Annotated in this window: 17 protein-coding genes; 8 read left to right on the top strand and 9 right to left on the bottom strand. The window is 61.5% G+C overall.

Annotated elements, in window-relative coordinates; genetic code table 11:
- The first annotated feature begins 45 nt into the window (after nt 1–45).
- From HALZIN_RS0103555 to HALZIN_RS0103520, 8 genes are all read left to right on the top strand, one after another.
- Nucleotides 46–1,380 (top strand): L-fuconate dehydratase, encoded by a 1,335-nt coding sequence (locus tag HALZIN_RS0103555; RefSeq protein ID WP_035575129.1) that lies wholly within the window; start codon nt 46–48, stop codon nt 1,378–1,380.
- A gap of 183 nt (nt 1,381–1,563) precedes the next feature.
- Complete coding sequence (locus HALZIN_RS0103550; RefSeq protein WP_031382872.1) at nt 1,564–2,634, top strand: TRAP transporter substrate-binding protein; 1,071 nt, start codon at nt 1,564–1,566, stop codon at nt 2,632–2,634.
- A 93-nt stretch (nt 2,635–2,727) separates the two neighbouring features.
- A complete protein-coding gene (locus HALZIN_RS0103545; protein ID WP_031382871.1) occupies nt 2,728–3,210 on the top strand; it encodes a TRAP transporter small permease in 483 nt (160 codons plus the stop codon).
- Complete coding sequence (locus HALZIN_RS0103540; protein ID WP_031382870.1) at nt 3,207–4,463, top strand: TRAP transporter large permease; 1,257 nt, start codon at nt 3,207–3,209, stop codon at nt 4,461–4,463. Before HALZIN_RS0103545 ends, HALZIN_RS0103540 begins: the two co-directional genes overlap by 4 nt.
- Before the next feature lie 71 nt (nt 4,464–4,534).
- A complete protein-coding gene (locus tag HALZIN_RS0103535; protein ID WP_031382869.1) occupies nt 4,535–5,962 on the top strand; it encodes an FAD-binding oxidoreductase in 1,428 nt (475 codons plus the stop codon).
- Between the two features lie 176 nt (nt 5,963–6,138).
- Entirely contained in the window at nt 6,139–6,888 is a 750-nt protein-coding gene (locus tag HALZIN_RS0103530) for an SDR family oxidoreductase (RefSeq protein ID WP_031382868.1), read from the top strand.
- A gap of 40 nt (nt 6,889–6,928) precedes the next feature.
- Entirely contained in the window at nt 6,929–7,774 is an 846-nt protein-coding gene (locus HALZIN_RS0103525; protein ID WP_031382867.1) for a fumarylacetoacetate hydrolase family protein, read from the top strand.
- 49 nt (nt 7,775–7,823) lie between these two features.
- Nucleotides 7,824–9,467 carry a UxaA family hydrolase gene (locus tag HALZIN_RS0103520; RefSeq protein ID WP_031382866.1) on the top strand — a complete coding sequence of 548 codons (1,644 nt, stop codon included), beginning with the start codon at nt 7,824–7,826 and terminating at the stop codon, nt 9,465–9,467.
- A 57-nt stretch (nt 9,468–9,524) separates the two neighbouring features.
- On the opposite strand, the gene nanR is transcribed toward HALZIN_RS0103520, so the two are convergent.
- The 9 genes from nanR to HALZIN_RS0103475 form a co-directional block, all read right to left on the bottom strand.
- Nucleotides 9,525–10,247 carry a transcriptional regulator NanR gene (gene nanR, locus HALZIN_RS0103515; RefSeq protein WP_031382865.1) on the bottom strand — a complete coding sequence of 241 codons (723 nt, stop codon included), beginning with the start codon at nt 10,245–10,247 and terminating at the stop codon, nt 9,525–9,527.
- Between the two features lie 53 nt (nt 10,248–10,300).
- Nucleotides 10,301–11,371 carry an Ldh family oxidoreductase gene (locus tag HALZIN_RS0103510; RefSeq protein WP_031382864.1) on the bottom strand — a complete coding sequence of 357 codons (1,071 nt, stop codon included), beginning with the start codon at nt 11,369–11,371 and terminating at the stop codon, nt 10,301–10,303.
- A gap of 14 nt (nt 11,372–11,385) precedes the next feature.
- Nucleotides 11,386–12,765 (bottom strand): TRAP transporter large permease, encoded by a 1,380-nt coding sequence (locus tag HALZIN_RS0103505; protein WP_031382863.1) that lies wholly within the window; start codon nt 12,763–12,765, stop codon nt 11,386–11,388.
- A 25-nt stretch (nt 12,766–12,790) separates the two neighbouring features.
- Nucleotides 12,791–13,324: a TRAP transporter small permease gene (locus HALZIN_RS0103500; protein ID WP_031382862.1), complete on the bottom strand. Its 534-nt coding sequence runs from the start codon at nt 13,322–13,324 to the stop codon at nt 12,791–12,793.
- A 64-nt stretch (nt 13,325–13,388) separates the two neighbouring features.
- Nucleotides 13,389–14,393 carry a sialic acid TRAP transporter substrate-binding protein SiaP gene (locus HALZIN_RS0103495; protein WP_031382861.1) on the bottom strand — a complete coding sequence of 335 codons (1,005 nt, stop codon included), beginning with the start codon at nt 14,391–14,393 and terminating at the stop codon, nt 13,389–13,391.
- Nucleotides 14,394–14,555: 162 nt separating this feature from the next.
- Entirely contained in the window at nt 14,556–15,734 is a 1,179-nt protein-coding gene (locus HALZIN_RS0103490; protein WP_084173323.1) for a four-carbon acid sugar kinase family protein, read from the bottom strand.
- Complete coding sequence (gene pdxA / locus HALZIN_RS0103485) at nt 15,697–16,701, bottom strand: 4-hydroxythreonine-4-phosphate dehydrogenase PdxA (protein WP_031382859.1); 1,005 nt, start codon at nt 16,699–16,701, stop codon at nt 15,697–15,699. Before pdxA ends, HALZIN_RS0103490 begins: the two co-directional genes overlap by 38 nt.
- Nucleotides 16,698–16,844, bottom strand: a complete 147-nt coding sequence (locus HALZIN_RS18140) for a hypothetical protein (RefSeq protein WP_201448170.1) — start codon at nt 16,842–16,844, stop codon at nt 16,698–16,700. Before HALZIN_RS18140 ends, pdxA begins: the two co-directional genes overlap by 4 nt.
- Nucleotides 16,845–17,063: 219 nt before the next feature.
- Entirely contained in the window at nt 17,064–17,702 is a 639-nt protein-coding gene (locus tag HALZIN_RS0103475; RefSeq protein WP_031382858.1) for a LysE family translocator, read from the bottom strand.
- Between the last annotated feature and the right edge of the window lie 41 nt (nt 17,703–17,743).

Here is a 17,743-nt window from a genome sequence, read left to right as displayed (position 1 = left end):
CCCATGGTGGCTAACACTTTTCCTAACAGCCAGGTAACGCCTGCAATGACCCAGATCATCCATCTAGAAGCCAGAGACGTCCGCTTTCCCACCTCGCGACAGCTCGATGGCTCGGATGCCATGAACGAGGCGCCGGACTATTCGGCGACCTATGTCACGCTCACTACCGACACCCACGACGCCCATCAGGGACACGGCCTGACGTTCACCATCGGCCGCGGCAACGATGTCTGCGTCATGGCCGTCGAGGCCCTGGCCTCGCGTATCGTGGGGCGCGATCTCGAGGCCATCACCGCCGAGATGGGAGCGTTCTGGCGCGACCTCACCAGCGGCGACAGCCAGCTGCGCTGGCTGGGGCCGGAGAAGGGCGTGATGCACCTGGCCGCCGCCGCCATCGTCAATGCCGTGTGGGACCTGTGGGCGAAGCGTGAAGGCAAGCCGGTATGGAAGCTGTTGGTCGACATGACCCCGGAGCAGCTGGTCCGCTGCCTGGACTTTCGCTTCGTCACCGATGCCCTTACGCCGCAGGAGGCCATCGCCCTGCTCAAGCGCCGCGAGGCCGGCAAGGCAGAACGCGAGGCCCACATGCGCGCCGAGGGCTATCCCGCTTACACCACCTCCGCCGGTTGGTTAGGCTACTCCGAGGACAAGATGCGCCGCCTGGCGCGCGAGGCGCTGGCCGAGGGCTGGACGCACTTCAAGCAGAAGGTCGGCGGCAATCTCGAGGAAGACCGTCAGCGTGCGCGCATCCTGCGCGAGGAGATCGGCTGGGATCGAGCACTGATGATGGACGCCAACCAGATGTGGGAAGTCGACGAAGCCGTCGCCAACATGCGTGATCTGGCCGAGTTCGACCCGCTGTGGATCGAGGAACCCACCAGCCCCGACGACATCCTCGGTCACGCCGAAATCCGCCGCCGCCTGGCCCCTATCGGGGTCGCCACCGGCGAGCATTGCCATAACCGGGTGATGTTCAAGCAACTGCTGCAAGCCGGCGCCATCGACTATTGCCAGCTCGATGCCGCGCGTCTCGGCGGGCTCAACGAAGTGATCGTAGTCATGCTCCTGGCCGCCAAGTATGACGTCCCGATATGTCCGCATGGGGGTGGCGTGGGCCTGTGCGAGTACACCCAGCACATTTCGCTATTCGACTACATCGCCGTGTCCGGCTCGCTGGAAGGACGCATTCTCGAATACGTCGATCACCTCCACGAGCATTTCGTCGATCCGGTGCGCATCCAGCATGGGCGCTACCGGGTAACCGAGGCGCCGGGATACAGCATCACCATGCATGAGAAGTCCCTTTCGCATCATTGTTATCCCGACGGTGAGGCCTGGACTTCATCACAGGAGCTCAATCAATTGGCCGACTACGACTAATGGTCAAGTCACACCGGGGACATCTGGGTGTATGTTCAACATTCAGGTAGCCCAAAGCAGACATGCTGTTGGCAGCTTGCCCAGGAAACAGGAAACAGGAATTTTTTATCGTTAGGTCATGATGATATTGGTGTCATTCATGACCCATGTACCAGCACTAACCATCAGTTCCAGGAGGACAGGATGACAATAACCACAACGACTCGCTTTGTTTCCATCGTTGGCGGCGCGTTTATCGGACTCACCGCGCTAGGCGCCTCCGCGGCGACCGAGATGCCGCCGTTACCGGAAGTCACCGGCGACAAGGTCGAGGCCGAAGGCAATTTCAATATCAAGTTCAGCATCGGCACCACGAAATCGGGCGCACAATACCGCGGCCTCGAGTATTTCGAGAAAATCGTCGAGCAACGCAGCGGCGGCGACATCCAGGTCGAGCTCTTCCCCGGCGCGCAGCTAGGCGACGATCTTCAAGCTACCAGCGCCCTTCAAGCCGGCACCCTGGAAATGACCATGCCGTCTACGTCACCGCTGGTGAACATGTTCCCGAAGTTCGCGGTCTTCGATTTACCCTTCTTGTTTCCGAAGCCGGAGATGGCGGATGCCGTGCTCGATGGCGAAATCGGCCAGCAAATGCTCGAAGACGCTTCATCGAAGGGCTTGGTCGCCATCGGCTGGGGCGAGAACGGCTACCGCCAATTGACCAATAGCCAGCGCCCCGTCGACAGCCCTGACGATCTCGAAGGGCTCAAAATCCGCACCATGCAGAATGAACTTCATATGGATATCTGGCGGACACTGGGTGCCAATCCGACGCCGATGTCCTTCGCGGAGTTGTTCACGGCGCTTGAGCAAGGGGTCGTCGACGGCCAGGAAAACCCCTGGATCACTATCAAGTCTTCGAAGTTTAATGAAGTGCAAGACTACGCCACTGAAACCAACCACGTATACACACCATTTATCACCCTGGTGTCCAAGCGTTTCTGGGACCGCCTGCCGGAAGAATATCAGCAATTGCTGCGCGACGCGGCGACCAAGATGGGCAACTACCAGCGTGACGTCAGCCGTACGCTGAACGATCAGATAAAACAGGACCTGAAGGATTCAGGCATGCAGATCACCGAACTTACCGACGAGCAGATCAAGGTCTTCCAGAACAAGCTGGAGCCGGTCTATAAAAACTGGCGCGACGAGATTGGCGGCGAATTGATCGACCAAATTCGCACCAAAGTACAGCAGGCGCAAGCGCAGCAATAAGTCGCCCCAAGCCAATACCACAAGCCTACGGGGAAGGGTGGCAACGCCCTTCCCCATTTCAGCATCATTCGTCAGCTCCCCTCTGGAGGCTTCATGAAGTCACGTTCGGGTAATGATTACTTGAATAAGTTGATAAGTGGGTTGGACGTCATTATTGGACTCCTCGTCATTGGCGTGGTCATCACTGTGTCGATGAATGTCATTGGCCGCTTCGTATTCAACTACTCCTTTGCCTGGGCGGCGGAAATATCACGATTGCTCTTTATCTGGATGGTGCTGCTAGGCGCTGGCATCGCCAGCCTGACCAACGAACACGTCGCCGTAACCCTGTTCAAGGACAAGGCGCCATCTGCCCTGCGTAAAATCTTTGCATTGCTATCGGCGACGATCATCTACGCGGTGTGTATCAGTATCTTCGTCGGCTTCGACGACATCCTTTCGGGCTACGTAAGCTCGACCCCGTTCCTGGCCATACCCCAGACAGTGCTCTATAGCGCGATGGTGGTCATGGCGGTGCTTACCGTCATCGGCAACAGCCTTTTTCTCTATAACGTCTTCAAACGAGGTGCGGCATGATCCTATGGAGCATACTCTTGGGGCTGCTCGCCTGCATCGTGATCGGCATGCCAATCTCGTTTGGCTTGGCCGCGATCAGCCTTTTCATCTTTTATGTCGCCGATTATGGACTGACCACCCTCGTCTCGCAGGCCGTCAACGGGCTGGATTCCTTTCCCTTGCTGGCCATTCCCTTGTTCATCCTCGTCGGCGAGGTGATGAGTTCGGGCGGCATCGCCAAGCGCCTGGTACGCCTGGCCAGCGCCATGGTGGGCTTCATCGCCGGCGGCCTGGGCCAAGTCACCGTATTGACGTCAATGTTCTTCGGCGGCATCAGCGGTTCCGCCGTAGCGGATGCCTCGGCGGTAGGCAGCATGATGATCAACCCGATGAAGCAACACGGCTATTCGGGACCACGCGCCACCGCCATCGTCGTCGCCGCCTCGGTGGTGGGCATCATCATTCCCCCATCAATTCCGATGATACTGTTCGGAGTGGTGACCGGCACCTCGATTTCGCAGCTCTTCATGGCCGGTATCGTGCCGGGTATTCTGATCACCATGGGCCTGGCCCTGGCGACGTACTTCCAGTCCAAGAAGACCGGCGCCGCGCAGCCGTTCGACTTCAAGGAACTCGTCGCCGCACTCAAGGACTCGGTGCTCGCGTTGCTGCTGCCGTTCATCATCGTCGGGGGTATTCTCAGCGGCGTCTTCACACCCACTGAAAGCGCCGCCATCGCGCTACTCTATGCTGTTGGCGTGTCAATGTTCATTTACCGCAGCCTGACGCTCAAGGGTTTCTTCGCATTATGCGTTTCCACGGGCCGCTTGACCGGGGTGGTCCTGCTGCTGCTGGCATTTGCCAGCGTGCTGGCTTGGTTGCTGACTGCCAACCTGATTCCTCAGCAGATCGTCGTCATGCTCTCGGAGTTTTCCCAGAACAAGTACGCCATCCTCAGCGTATTGATGCTGTTTCTACTGGTTGTAGGCTTCTTCATGGACCTGACCCCGGCGATGGTCATCCTGGCGCCCTTGATGACGCCCGTAGTGGTCAAACTCGGCATCGATCCGGTCTACTTCGGGGTGATGATGTCGTTCATCCTGGGCATCGGCCTCATCACACCACCGGTGGGCACTGTGCTTTACGTAGGATGCGGGGTCGGCAGGGTCAGCCTGGAAGACCTGGTCAAGAGCCTGCTTCCCTACTACTTCACGTTGATTGCGTTGCTCATCGCGTTTCTGGCCTTTCCCGGCATAGTGCTCTGGTACAAATAGCATTTTGGAACAAGTGACTTGGTACCAATAACGCGCTGCATAAACGACATGACAGTGGAGCAAGAAATCACATGCCCATCGCCACGGCGGAACTGCATTGCTTTCTCAGCGACTTGCTCGGCAACGGCGGGGTTATCGACGCCCCCTCGGAGTTTCCTCGTTATACCAACGACTGGGCCGGCGACAAGCGCGGCGACCCCTGGATGGTTGCCCGCCCCAGCACCACCGAACAGGTCGCCGAGATCGTCACATTCTGTCATCGCCACCAGATTCCCATGGTGGCGCAGGGCGGCCATTCCGGCCTTGTCGGCGGTGCGCAACCCGACCCTGAACACCGCGAGCTGCTGATCAGTCTCGAGCGACTGAACAAGATTCGCGCTATCGATCCCATTAATTTCAGCATGAGCGTCGATAGCGGCTGCATCCTGCAGAACGTCAAGGATGCCGCCGAAGAGACCGACTGCTATTTCCCGCTCGCTCTCGGCGCACAGGGTAGCTGTCAGATCGGCGGCAACGTCTCCACCAATGCCGGCGGCCTCAACGTGCTGCGCTACGGGATGATGCGCCAGCTGGTACTGGGCCTGGAGGTGGTACTGCCCGATGGCCGGATCTGGAACGGTATGCAGGCCCTGCACAAGGACAATCGCGGCTACGATCTCAAGCAGTTGTTCATCGGTGCCGAAGGCACGCTGGGCATTGTCACGGGGGCCATGCTCAAGCTCGTACCGCGCCCGCAGACGAGCCGCACCGCGCTGATCGCCGTGCCGGATATCGGCTCGGTGCTGGCGCTGTACGCTCAGGCACGGCGCAGTTGCTGCGACCTGCTCTCGGCATTCGAGTTGATTCCCCGCGTATGCATGGAGCTGGCATTCGAAGCGGCGCCGGACTTGCCCGACCCGCTTGGCGATGCCCATCCCATCTATGTGCTGCTGGAAGTCTCGGCCAGTGGTCCCGTAGATATAGATGCCATGATCGAGCATCTCTTCGAGACCGGCGCGGAAAAGGGTCACGTGCTGGATGGCGTGCTCGCCAGCAGCGAGACACAGGCGGCGCAGCTATGGCAGATTCGCGAAAGCATGCTGGAAGGCCAGCAGATGCGCGGTGAGCATTTGCGTACCGATATCTCGCTGCCGATTTCCGCTCTGACGGCGTTCTGCGAAGCGGCCCATCAAGCCATGCTGCAACGCTCGCCGGAGACACAGGTCCTCATGTATGGCCATATCGGCGATGGCAATTTGCATTTCAACCTCTTGCCACCTGCAACACTCGGCCTCGAGGCAAAGAAGGCCCTGCTGCATGAATTGGAGGAAGTGCTGTTCGAGCTTGTTGATACCCATCACGGCAGCATCAGTGCCGAACATGGCATCGGGCGCGTCAAGCAGGCGCCCTATCTAGCCGGTCTGTCGCTCGTGGAGCACGAGCTTCTAGAGGGCATCAAACGACTCATCGACCCCGGCGAAATCATGAACGCAGGGCGCATCTTGCCACGCCACGCCTGAGAGACGGAGACGATTGGCCGTTGCTCCCCTTGGCCACATGGGCGCTATTTCAGTTAGACGAAAGCGATTCCTCGCATGCCATCAGCAAGTGGCAAATCGCTAGCGGGTGGATCATACTCGAAGAATAGTCATGCTATTATCCTGTCATACAATAACGATACCATGATGAGGCCACCATGCGACTTCGAGACAAGACGGCATTGGTCACCGCGGCCGGCCAAGGCATTGGCCATGCCACGGCTCTGCGCTTCGCCACCGAAGGCGCCCGCGTCATCGCCACCGATATCGACACCGACAAGCTTGAATCCCTCGCCGCATTGCCCGGCATCGAGATACGCCACCTGGATGTGCGCGACACTGCTGCCATTCAGGCCCTGGCCGAGGAGCTGCCGGCCGTGGACGTGCTCTTCAATGTTGCTGGCCATGTCGCCAGCGGCTCGCTGCTAGAGTGCGACGAGGCCGACTGGGAATTCTCCCTGGCACTCAACGTGACGGCCATGTACCGCATGATCCGTGCGTTCCTGCCCGGCATGCTCGACCAGGGCGGGGGCAGCATCATCAACATGGCGTCAGTGGCATCAAGCCTCAAGGGCGTGCCCAATCGCTTCGCCTATGGCACGAGCAAGGCCGCCGTGCTCGGATTGACCAAGTCGGTGGCGGCGGATTATCTGAGCCAGGGGGTACGCTGCAACGCGATCTGCCCGGGCACGGTCGCCTCACCATCGCTGATGGAACGCATCGCCGACCAGGCCAGCCGCCAGGGACGCACCCAGGACGAGGTCTATGGCGAGTTCGTCGCACGCCAGCCGATGGGACGGCTGGGCACGCCCGAGGAAATCGCGGCACTGGCCACCTATCTCGCCGTGGACGAGTCGGCCTATACCACCGGTACCTTTTCGGTCATCGATGGCGGCTGGCTGGCCTGACCCTGCTGGACATTCACTCGACCACAAGGAATCCCAACGCATGAAACTGCTGCGCGTCGGCCCTTCGGGCCAGGAAAAACCCGCCCTGCTCGCCGAGGACGGTACCCTTCGCGACCTGTCCGGGCAGATCGACGACCTCGCCAGCGACGTGCTGGCGCCCGCGCGACTGCACGATCTGGCGGCGCTGCCGACCGACAGCCTTCCCGTGATCGGCGCCGATACCCGCATCGGCCCCTGCGTCGGCCAGGTCGGCAAATTCATCTGCATCGGCCTCAACTACTCCGACCATGCGGCGGAAACGGGTGCCGCAGTGCCCAGCGAGCCGGTGATCTTCAACAAGTGGACCAGCGCCATCTGCGGCCCCAACGACAATGTGAAGATTCCGCGCGGCTCGCAGAAGACCGACTGGGAGGTCGAACTCGGCGTGGTGATCGGCAAGGCCGGTCGCTACATCGATGAGGTCGACGCCATGAGCCATGTCGCCGGATACTGCGTGGTCAACGACGTCTCGGAGCGCGAATTTCAGCTCGAGCGCTGCGGCAGTTGGGACAAGGGCAAGGGCTGCGATACCTTCGGCCCATTGGGCCCATGGCTGGTGACCCCTGACGAGATTGCCGATCCGCATGATTTGAGTATGTGGCTCGAGGTCGACGGCAAGCGCTATCAGCATGGCACTACGCGCACCATGGTCTATCAGGTGCCGTTTCTGATTAGTTACCTGAGCCGCTTCATGAGCCTGCAGCCGGGAGACGTGATTTCCACCGGCACGCCTCCCGGGGTGGGCATGGGTCAACAACCGCCCGTCTATCTCAAGCCGGGCCAGCAGATGCGCCTGGGCATCGACGGTCTGGGCGAGCAGTGCCAGCGCGTCGTCGCCGACGACTGAACCAGAGCCGGCCTGTCCCTTCGCCCCGGGCAAGCCGATAGGAGCCAGCATGAGCCAGACCATCGCCAGCGATACCTTCCAGCGGCCCAGCCTGCGCGTGCATGCCGCCGACAACGTTCATGTCGCCCTCAAGGACTTGCCCGCCGGGATCGAGATCGAGGACAACGGCCGTAGCGTGCGCCTGACCGAGGCCATTCGCCACAAGCACAAGTTCGCCCTGCGACCACTGGCTGTGGGCGATCTGGTGATCATGTACGGCGTCACCGTCGGCCGGGTCACCCAACCCATCGCCGAAGGCGGGGCGATCACCACCGGCAACCTCGAGCACAGCACCGACAGCGACCATGCCCAGGCGCGCCGAGCGCATTGGAACGCACCGGATGTCAGCCGCTTCCTGGGTGTCACCTTCGACGGCTATCAGCGTCCCGACGGTCGGGTCGGCACGGCCAACGTCTGGGTCGTGGTGCCGCTGGTGTTCTGCGAAAACCGCAATATCGAGGTGCTGCGCCAGTGCGTCGCCGACGCGCTCGGCGAGGATCCCTATCGCAATTACAAGCGCATGGCCCGCGAGATGCTGCATGGCCAGGCGAGCGGATCGCCTGCTGACCAGTCACCCGACGAGCGCCTGTTTCCCAACGTCGACGGCGTACGCTTTTTGACCCACACCCTGGGCTGCGGGGGTACCGACGACGACGCCCTGGCACTGTGCCAGCTGCTGGCCGGCTACATCTGTCATCCCAACGTGGCCGGTGCGACCGTGCTCAGTCTGGGCTGCCAGAAGGCACAGATCGATATGCTCAAGCAGGCCATGGCCGAGCGCGATCCCGAGGGGCTGCGTCCGGTACATTACTTCGAACAGCAGGCCTCGCGCAGCGAGGACACCCTGATCCGCGAGGCGCTGACCACCATCTTCGATGGCCTGAAGGAAGCCAACCGGATCACGCGCCAGCCAGCGTCGCTGGCGGAGCTCACCATCGGCGTCGAGTGCGGCGGTTCCGACGGCTTTTCGGGGCTGTCCGCCAATCCGACGGTCGGCGCCGTCATCGATCGCCTGGTCACCTTGGGCGGCAGCGGCATCCTTAGCGAGTTTCCCGAGCTGTGCGGCGTCGAGCATGAGCTGATTTCGCGCTGCCGCGATGACCAGATCGCCGGGCGTTTCCGCTCGCTGATGGATGCCTACCAGGCGCATGCCGCCGCCGTCGGCGCGCATTTCTCCATGAACCCCTCACCGGGCAACATTCGCGACGGCCTGATCACCGACGCGATGAAGTCTGCCGGGGCCGCCAAGAAAGGCGGCGACAGCCTGGTGGTCGACGTGCTCGACTACACCGAGCCCGCCGTACGCAAGGGGCTCAACCTGCTGTGCACGCCGGGCAACGACGTGGAATCCACTACGGCCCTGGTCGGCTCCGGCGCCAATCTGGTGATTTTCACGACCGGCCTCGGCACGCCGACCGGCAACCCCATCGCGCCGGTGCTGAAGGTCTCCAGCAACAGCGAGATGGCCCAGCGTCTGCCTGACATCATCGACTTCGATGCCGGCCCGATCATCCGCGGCGAGGCGCAGATCGCCGAGCTGGCCGATGAATTGCTGCAGCTATGCATCGATACCGCCTCGGGACGCTACCGACCCAAGGCGGTACAGCTGGGGCAATACGACTTCATCCCGTGGAAACGGGGCGTGTCGCTGTGATGCCAACGAAGAGAGGACGGTCGATTCGTCCTTTCTTTTGATTGTGATTGTCTATTCCTATCCTGAATCGGACAATCTCTCCTTGAGCTGGCGATAGGTTCCGTAGTGGCGGTCGAGGTGACGCCGCATTGCCGTTTCGGCGGCATCCGGGTCGCCGGAAGCAATGGCTTGGACAATTTCAGTATGGGCCTGCAAGGCGGCATGATCCTCGCCGTCGCGCTGCAATACCTGGGCACGCCGGTCATCGAGCCACTCCGACAAGGCATCGTGCACGGCGTTGAAGATCGGGTTGCGGGCGATGGATGCCAATACACCGTGGAAATCGTTGTCGCTGCGCTTGAAGCGTGCCTCGTCGCCCAGCGACTCGCGATTTTCCGCCACCGCCCGCTGCAGATTGTCAAGGTCTTCGCGAGATGCATGCGCGGCGGCATAGCGGGCCAGCGAAATCTCGAACATGGCCCGAGCTTCCTGAAAGTATTGCTGCCCTTCCGACTTGGAGAGCAGTTGCCGGGTCACGCCCGACAGACGCGCCATCACGGCTTCGGCGGTGGGCCGGATGACGCGCGCGCGGGTACCGCTGTTGATGGCGATCAGCCCGAGGCGCTGCAGGTAGAACAACGCTTCGCGAACCGCCGGGCGACCGACGCCGAATTGCTCCATCAGCGCGCGTTCGGCGGGCAACTGGTCGCCTTCCTTGAAACGCCCTTCGAGAATGTCTTTCTCGAGTTGCTCGGCCACCTGTTCGGAGAGCGTCTTGCGCTCCACCTTGTATCTCGTCATTCGTTACGACTCCTCGCCAAACGCATCTGCTGCCCAATGGTACTGCATGCGGCCTATACCAGCATCGGCGATGGCAACTCGAGCGTTTCCGCCAGTTGGCGGTACGCAGCCAGATTGGCCGAATCAAGGGGAATGCCTTCGGCATCGCGCCGAGCCTGACAGCGCCATTCGCGATCCCCCGGGGCCAACACTTGCCGGCCTGCCAGCGCGGGCTGGGCACGCAGATCCTCGAGATACGCCCGCATGGAACGTTCGTATGTCGCCCGATCACTGAACGCGCCAGGGTGCATGACCAGAAAGAAATGCCCTACGCCACGTGGTGTCGACATGTCCTCGCCGGTCATCGGCAGCATGCGAAAGCCGTGAATCATGCCGGTCAGCGTGGCGCTGAGGACGTCCACCATGCCGGCCAGCCCGGCACCCTTGAAGCCGAAGTCGGCACCGCCCAACGGCAATAGCGACGCGGCCCGTTGCGCATCGGTGGTCAATTCGCCATGAGCGTCGACCACCACATTGGGGGGTAGCGTCCGGCCGATGGCCCGGTACTGCTTGACCCGGTTCCACGGGATCGAGCTGGTCGCCATGTCGAGCAGGTAGGGCAGGCTGTCCGGGACCGGTGCCGCAAAGGCGATGGGGTTGGTGCCATGAAAGGGCGTCTGGCCCTGATGCAGGCTGACCAGGGCATCGGCATTGCACAGCGACAGGCCGATGTAGCCGCGCCGCGCCGCGGCCAGCGCATAGCAGCCGGCGGCGCCGAAGTGCGATGAGTTGCCTACGGCTACCGCACCGATGCCTGCCGTCTCGGCCAGTTCGATGGCATGCTCGATGGCCCGGTAACCGGCCAAATGGCCGAAGCCGTCATCGGCGTCCAGGTAGCCCGTGGCCGCCAGGCGACGTGTGAACGTCAGCGTCGGCCGTCTCTTGACCCGCCCCCCTTTCACCGCCTGTACGTAATGCGGCAACAGGCGCAGCCCATGGCTGTCGGTACCCATGCGCGACGCCGTCACCAAGGCACGGGTGACGGCCTCCGTCGAAGCCTCGTCGATTTCACAGCGCAACAGCACGCGCTGCATGAAATCTTCCAGTTCGCTAACGGCAATACGCGCCACAATGTCTTCTGACATGGGATCCGAGTTCCTCAGCGATAGATCAGTTCGGGCAGCCACATGGACAGCGCCGGAATGAAGGTCACCATCAGCAGCGCAACGATCAGCGGCACGAGAAACGGCAGCGTGCCGCGCATGCAGCGTTCGAAAGGAATGTTCGAGACTCTCGACAGCACGTAGAGCACCATGCCGACAGGCGGCGTCAGCAGGCCGATCATCAGGTTAAGGATCATGATCACCCCGAAGTGGACCGGGTCGACACCGGACGCCACCGCCAGCGGCAGCAGCACCGGCACCAGGATAGTAATGGCGGCAATGGTTTCCATGAAGCAGCCGACGATGAGCAGCACGACATTGATAATGATCAGGGTGGCCACAGGGTTATCGGCAAGGGGACCGAGCAGGCCAACCACTTGCTGAGCAACCTGATTGCTGGTCAGGATCCAGGCAAAGATGGAGGCGCCGGCGACGATCAGCAAGATCACCGCGGTCGTTTCGATGGTTTCCATACTGACCTGGAACAAGCGCCGCCAGGTCAGGATGCGATACACCACGCCACCCAGAAAGAGCGCATAAACCACGGCGGCGATCGCAGCTTCAGTGGGAGTAAAGACACCCGTCATGATGCCGCCGACGATGATTATCGGGGTAAACAGCGACGGTATGGCGCGCTTGAAAGTCTGCCATAGCACCGACCACGAGAAAGCCGCGTCACGCTGATAGCCACGCCGCCTTGCCAGGAAGAATATCATCAGCATCAGCGCAAGGCCCATCAGCAGCCCGGGGATCAAGCCGGCCACGAACAACTGGCCCACCGATACCGAAGCCATGACACCATAGATCACCATCGGCAGACTGGGCGGAATGATGGGACCAATGGTCGATGACGCCGCTGTGATGCCCACCGCAAATTCCTGATCGTAACCGGCATCGCGCATTGCCTTGATCTCGATGGTGCCCAGACCGCCGGCATCGGCCACGGCGGCACCCGACATGCCGGAGAAGACGATGCTGGCACCGACGTTGACGTGACCCAGGCCGCCACGCATCCAGCCCATCAGCGCCTTGGCAAAGTCGAAAATACGGTTGGTGATGCCGCCGTTATTCATCAGATTGCCGGCGAGAATAAAGAAGGGTATGGCCAGTAGCGGAAAGCTATCGATACCGCTGATCATGCGCTGAGCGACCACCACCTCGGGCACACTCCCGCTCAACGCCACATAGAGCAGACTGGCTCCCCCCAGGCAGACGGCTATCGGCACGCCAAGTACCAGCAGGGTGAAAAGCGTGGCGAAGAGAAAAAGCAAATACTGCTCGGTCAGTGCCAGGGCGATGCAGCCGAGGATGGCAATCACCGCGATCACCGGTGACACCAGGGCACCGCGCCTCCTCAGGGCCAGGGTATTGGACATGGACAGGCTCTCTCGGTCGACGTTATCACTGTGAATCCAGCAACTCGCTGGTACCGCTTTGCCAGTGGCGGATAGCTATCTGAACGGCGCGCATCAGCATCAGCACGAACCCCAGCATCACGATGTAATAGAGATAGCTCTTGGGGATATCCACGGAGGCCATCAGCGCCGTGGTCAGGTTGGCCAGCTTGAAGGTGAGCCAGGTCATGGCGGCAAAGAAGGCGATGTTGGCCAGATCCACCAGCGTCGAAGCCGTACGTGCCATCCAGCACGGCATGTAACGATAGAAGAACTCGACGGCGATCTGGGAGCCCTTGCGCACTGTCATGGCACCGCCCATGAAGCCCACCATTACCAAGAGGTAGCGCGCCATTTCCTCTGTCCAGGCGATGGAGTTTCCGAGCACATAGCGGCTAAAGAATTGGGCAAAGACATCCAGCGCCAATAACCAGAATATTCCTAACGTCAGGTAGTCCTCCAGGCCATGGTCCCTCGCGTTGAAGGAATCTTCCTCGAGCAAGTTGAAGGCGGGCGCCTCGTCTCGATCTGCTTGGTTCATGTCAGAGTCCCACGCACCACTCCCAACTTGGGGGTGGTGCGATATTCAGGATTGAAGAGGAGGATTACTGGCCGATAGCCTGCAGGCGGTCGAAGGTTTCCTTGTCCCAAGTCGCGGCATCGCCATTGAGATAAGGCAGGACCGCCTCCCGGAAGGGCTTGGTATCCACTTCATTGACGGTCACGCCCTGATTCTCGAACCACGCCACCAGGTCCTCCTCGGACTGACGCACGTCATCGGTAATCTTTTCGGCGGCTTGCTTGTATACGTCGCGGAAGATCTGCTTGTCCTCATCCGACAGGCGGTTCCACAGCGGTCCGCCGGCGATGGTCAGCAGCGAGTCGGTGATATGCCCGGTGAGGTTGATATAGTCTTGAACCTCGTAGAATTTCTTGGCTTTGATGGTGAGCAGGGGGTTCTCTTGCGCGTCGACCACGCCCTGCTGCAGAGCCAGATAGACTTCAGAAAAGGCGATAGGGGTGGGGTTGGCGCCGACTGCCTCGGGGAACAGCATGTACATGGGAGCGTTGGGCGTGCGGATCTTCAGATTCTGCATGTCCTCAGGCGTGTTGATCGGCTTATTGGAAGTGACGTGGCGTTTGCCGTAGTAGTTCAGCGCCAGCGGCACATTGCCGGTGGCGTCCTGGTAGCCTTGAGCGATCTCCTTGAAAAGATCGCTATTGGCATAGGCTTGCCAGTGATCGAAGTCGCGGAACATGTAAGGCGCACCGGCAATGCCGATAGGACCGTAGAAGCGCCCGGCGAACTGATTGCCTGTGTAGATCAGGTCCACGGTACCGAGCTGTAGTGCCTCGTTGATATCCGCTTCCTTGCCCAGCGATGAGGCCGGATAGACCTCTATGGTATAGCGGCCGTCTGTACGCTCCTCGATCTGCTCCGCTGCCCACAGGGCCCACTTCTGATAGGGCGTCGAGGTCTCGTACACGTGGGCGAATTTCAGCGTTTCGGCCTGGGCCTGGGTTGCACCGGCCAGGCTGACGCCACCCGCGACCAGTATGGCGGTTATCAGCCGGGGCAGCTTGAACTGACGTTGTGGCTTGTCGCTCATCTTGTACTCCTACATTCGTTGGATTTGTTTTATTGGTAGCGGAATCGGTGGTACCCGCGTGCTTAACTGCACATATGGCTGTATACGTATCATACCAGCAGCTTCAAATTAGTCCTTGCCGCAGCGACGCGCAAGCACTGCAAAGCCTTGCGGCGCTCGCCTTTAGTGGAAGTCGCGGTGCAAGCGCTTTAACAAGTCCGGTGTCCCAAAGCCGCCGGCCTTGGTCATCACCAAGCGATGCGGATCTCCATCGAGGTGCCCCAAGGCCACGCCCGGCGCCCATTCCCCCGCCAGCACGACTTGCCTGGCCCCTAGATGTCCGAGGACGGCCATGGCCGTGTCGCCACCGGTCAGGAACAGCAACGGGTTGCGACCCGGCTCGCCAGCCAGCAATCCACTGACGCAACGCGCCATGCCCCGGGCGACCTGCTCTGCAGTGAAACGTGCCGACGGCTGGCGTTCGGGCATAACCAGGCGCTGCTGCGCCGGACCGGGTGCTAGCCCCTCGTCGTCCATGGCATGCATGACCGGTAAATCCGGCGCCGCCTCGCACAAGCAAGCAACCTGGCGGCGCGCCTGATCACAGCGCGACCCGACAACCAACAGCAGGGCATCCACGGGAGGCGACAGACGCGCCTCAGCTGCCGGAAACAGGCTTCTGGACAATGCTTCGGTCAGCCCCGATGCCCCGACAGCCAGCCAGCGCCGCGGGTATTCGAGCAGACGCTGGGCCAGCGCCTGGAGATCGGCGTCGCTCACGGCATCCACAATCGCGTCGGGCTCACCCGACACGCTGCCTGCCGGCAGGCTCGGAACGGCTAGCCCCCCGCGCTCGAACAGGGTCGCCAGTGGCTCGACGGGCGGCGCCGAGCGTGCATCCCGCCCAGAGTCCGACGCCGTCAAAGGCTCGTCATGCACATAGACCTGACCGCCACGCAGCGTGCGTCCCTGGACGGGGACGGCGGGACACACCAGCAGCCCACGTCCACTACTGCGCCGCGCGGCCAGACATTCCGCGACGACGTTACCGCGCAGCGTCGAATCGACTTTCTTGAAAAGAAGGTGCGGTGCGAGGGGAAGCAGTCTCTCGAAGGCCTCGGCGACCCGTTTCGCGGCCTGATCGGCGGGCAGATGACGCGACTCGGTATTGATTGCCAGCACGTCGGGCAGGTTGCCCTGAGCAAGGACCTCGGCGAGATGTTCCAGTGCAAGGACGACGCTGGCCTGCGCACCGCGACGAGCAAACGGTGCCGCGGCATCCATCGCCCCGGTCAGGTCATCGGCGACGATCGCCACGACAAGTTCAGTCAAGGTGGAGTCTTCTCGCCAGTTGCCGGGCATAGACGATGGCCGCCTTCATGTTGGTGGCATCCGCCCTGCCCTGCCAGGCAATGTCGAAGGCCGTGCCATGATCCACCGAGGTACGCTTGATCGGCAGGCCCAGGCTGACGTTGACGGTGGTATCGAAGGCGATCAGCTTGACCGGGATATGACCCTGGTCGTGATACTGCGCCACCACCAGATCGAACTCGCCACGGCTGGCACGGTAGAATACCGTGTCGGCGGAGATCGGCCCCCGCACCTCGTAGCCCGCCTGTTGCAGCGCCTCGACGGCCGGGCGAATGATGCGTTCGTCCTCGTCGCCGAAGATGCCCCCCTCACCGCAATGCGGATTGAGCCCCGCCACGGCGATTCGCGGCGTGGCCCTACCCAATTGACGAAGATGCTCGTGCCCAGCCTTGACGGTTGCCTCGATGCGCTCGACCGTGACCCGCGAGATCGCCTCCTTCAGCGAAACGTGAGTCGACACGTGGATCGTCGACAGCGTTTTTGAGGCCAGCAGCATGAACGACGCCGGCGCCCCGGTCAGCGACGCCAACATGCCGGTATGGCCATCGTAATAGCGCTTGGCGGCATGCAGGGCCGCCTTGTTGAGCGGCGCGGTGACGATTACGCCGGCCTGCCCGGCCTGGACCAGCTCCACGGCGCGCTCCACGCAGCGAAACGCCATTTCCCCGGCGGCGGCGCTGATCTCGCCATCGGGTATCTGGATGTCGAGCGGCTTATCGACCTGAGCCACCGCAATGCTGTCGGGCGATGCCGCTTCTGGCGCATCGAGCCCATGGAATGTCAGCCTGGCATCGATCGTGGCCGCCGCCCTGGCAAAGATATCGATATTTCCCACCAGTAGCGTGCCCGACCGTTCGTCATCGGACATGCCGACCAAGGCGCGGCAAATGATTTCCGGCCCGATCCCGGCCGGGTCGCCCATGGTGATGGCAATCGCAAAAGGGGCTTGTCTCGTCATGGCATCGACTGTCCGCCGTTGACCTCGATGACCTGGCCGGTCACATAGACACTGAATGCGTCGCTGACCGGGCACAGATAGGCACCGATCCCTCGACTTTCCCCGGCAATCGGGACCCGCTTGCCCCGAGACGGCTCATGCATCGTGCGCTCCTTTTTCTCGATGTCTGTTCATGGCATACCTGTCATACAAACTGATACTAGTAGGTCATGCATCAAGCGTCATTGCGACGATCGTTTCACCGAGCAGGAAAAGCGTTATGGCCAGGAATCGAGACAGCCGCTTCATGTCACCCAGGCTCGCTCTGACTGACGACACATGACATCAGCAAAAGCCTGCTCGGCGAACCTCGCCATGCTGTCTCACGGGCGCTGCTGCAGGGCCAGCTTGATGCCAAGCGCCATAAGGACCGTGCCGGTAGCGCCATCGAGGACGCGCGACACCCAGCGCTTGGCCAGCCAGGTGCCGGCTCGGCCGACCAGCAGGACGATGGCGATCTGCCAGAGATTGGCGATCACGAAATGCACCCCGGCCAGCCACAGCGACTTGAGCAGCGCCGGGTCGCTCGGCGCGATGAACTGCGGCAGGAACGCCATGTAGAAGATTACGGTCTTGGGATTGAGAACATTGGAGAGAAAGCCCTCGCGTATGGGCAACATGACCGGCACGTTGCGCCTTGGCGTATCCACCCCGGCAACCGGAAGCGGATTGCCGCGCCGCATACCGAGCAGGTTCTGCACGCCCAGCCACACCAGGTAGGCGGCGCCCGCCAGCTTGAGCAGCCCGAAGGCCCAGGCCGATTGCACCAGGATCAGCGAGATGCCCAGCGCCGATACCGCGGCGTGCACGAACAACCCGCAGCAGATGGCCACGCTGGTGATGACGCCGTCGCGCACTCCGCCGCGGGCGGTGTTGCGAATCACCAGCAAGGTGTCCACACCGGGAGTCATGCTCAGCAGGGTGATCGCCACCACGAAGGGCAGGAATTGGGCATCAATCATGCATCGTCCCCTCTCCAGGTACACGTTCCAGAAAATCGGTC

Origin of the sequence: Halomonas zincidurans B6 (assembly GCF_000731955.1) — a bacterium.
Lineage (GTDB): Bacteria > Pseudomonadota > Gammaproteobacteria > Pseudomonadales > Halomonadaceae > Modicisalibacter > Modicisalibacter zincidurans.
This window is presented reverse-complemented; position numbering and strand designations above follow the sequence as displayed.

What these genes read in the sequence shown, in the direction of transcription:
- HALZIN_RS0103510 (WP_031382864.1), bottom strand. Translation starts at nt 11,371, where the DNA reads ATGTCAGAAGACATTGTGGCGCGTATTGCCGTTAGCGAACTGGAAGAT.
- HALZIN_RS0103500 (WP_031382862.1), bottom strand. Translation starts at nt 13,324, where the DNA reads ATGAACCAAGCAGATCGAGACGAGGCGCCCGCCTTCAACTTGCTCGAG.
- HALZIN_RS0103535 (WP_031382869.1), top strand. Translation starts at nt 4,535, where the DNA reads ATGCCCATCGCCACGGCGGAACTGCATTGCTTTCTCAGCGACTTGCTC.
- HALZIN_RS0103475 (WP_031382858.1), bottom strand. Translation starts at nt 17,702, where the DNA reads ATGATTGATGCCCAATTCCTGCCCTTCGTGGTGGCGATCACCCTGCTG.
- HALZIN_RS0103530 (WP_031382868.1), top strand. Translation starts at nt 6,139, where the DNA reads ATGCGACTTCGAGACAAGACGGCATTGGTCACCGCGGCCGGCCAAGGC.
- HALZIN_RS0103520 (WP_031382866.1), top strand. Translation starts at nt 7,824, where the DNA reads ATGAGCCAGACCATCGCCAGCGATACCTTCCAGCGGCCCAGCCTGCGC.
- HALZIN_RS0103525 (WP_031382867.1), top strand. Translation starts at nt 6,929, where the DNA reads ATGAAACTGCTGCGCGTCGGCCCTTCGGGCCAGGAAAAACCCGCCCTG.
- HALZIN_RS0103495 (WP_031382861.1), bottom strand. Translation starts at nt 14,393, where the DNA reads ATGAGCGACAAGCCACAACGTCAGTTCAAGCTGCCCCGGCTGATAACC.
- HALZIN_RS0103505 (WP_031382863.1), bottom strand. Translation starts at nt 12,765, where the DNA reads ATGTCCAATACCCTGGCCCTGAGGAGGCGCGGTGCCCTGGTGTCACCG.
- pdxA (WP_031382859.1), bottom strand. Translation starts at nt 16,701, where the DNA reads ATGACGAGACAAGCCCCTTTTGCGATTGCCATCACCATGGGCGACCCG.
- HALZIN_RS0103545 (WP_031382871.1), top strand. Translation starts at nt 2,728, where the DNA reads ATGAAGTCACGTTCGGGTAATGATTACTTGAATAAGTTGATAAGTGGG.
- HALZIN_RS0103555 (WP_035575129.1), top strand. Translation starts at nt 46, where the DNA reads ATGACCCAGATCATCCATCTAGAAGCCAGAGACGTCCGCTTTCCCACC.
- HALZIN_RS0103550 (WP_031382872.1), top strand. Translation starts at nt 1,564, where the DNA reads ATGACAATAACCACAACGACTCGCTTTGTTTCCATCGTTGGCGGCGCG.
- HALZIN_RS0103540 (WP_031382870.1), top strand. Translation starts at nt 3,207, where the DNA reads ATGATCCTATGGAGCATACTCTTGGGGCTGCTCGCCTGCATCGTGATC.
- HALZIN_RS0103490 (WP_084173323.1), bottom strand. Translation starts at nt 15,734, where the DNA reads ATGCCCGGCAACTGGCGAGAAGACTCCACCTTGACTGAACTTGTCGTG.
- nanR (WP_031382865.1), bottom strand. Translation starts at nt 10,247, where the DNA reads ATGACGAGATACAAGGTGGAGCGCAAGACGCTCTCCGAACAGGTGGCC.
- HALZIN_RS18140 (WP_201448170.1), bottom strand. Translation starts at nt 16,844, where the DNA reads ATGCATGAGCCGTCTCGGGGCAAGCGGGTCCCGATTGCCGGGGAAAGT.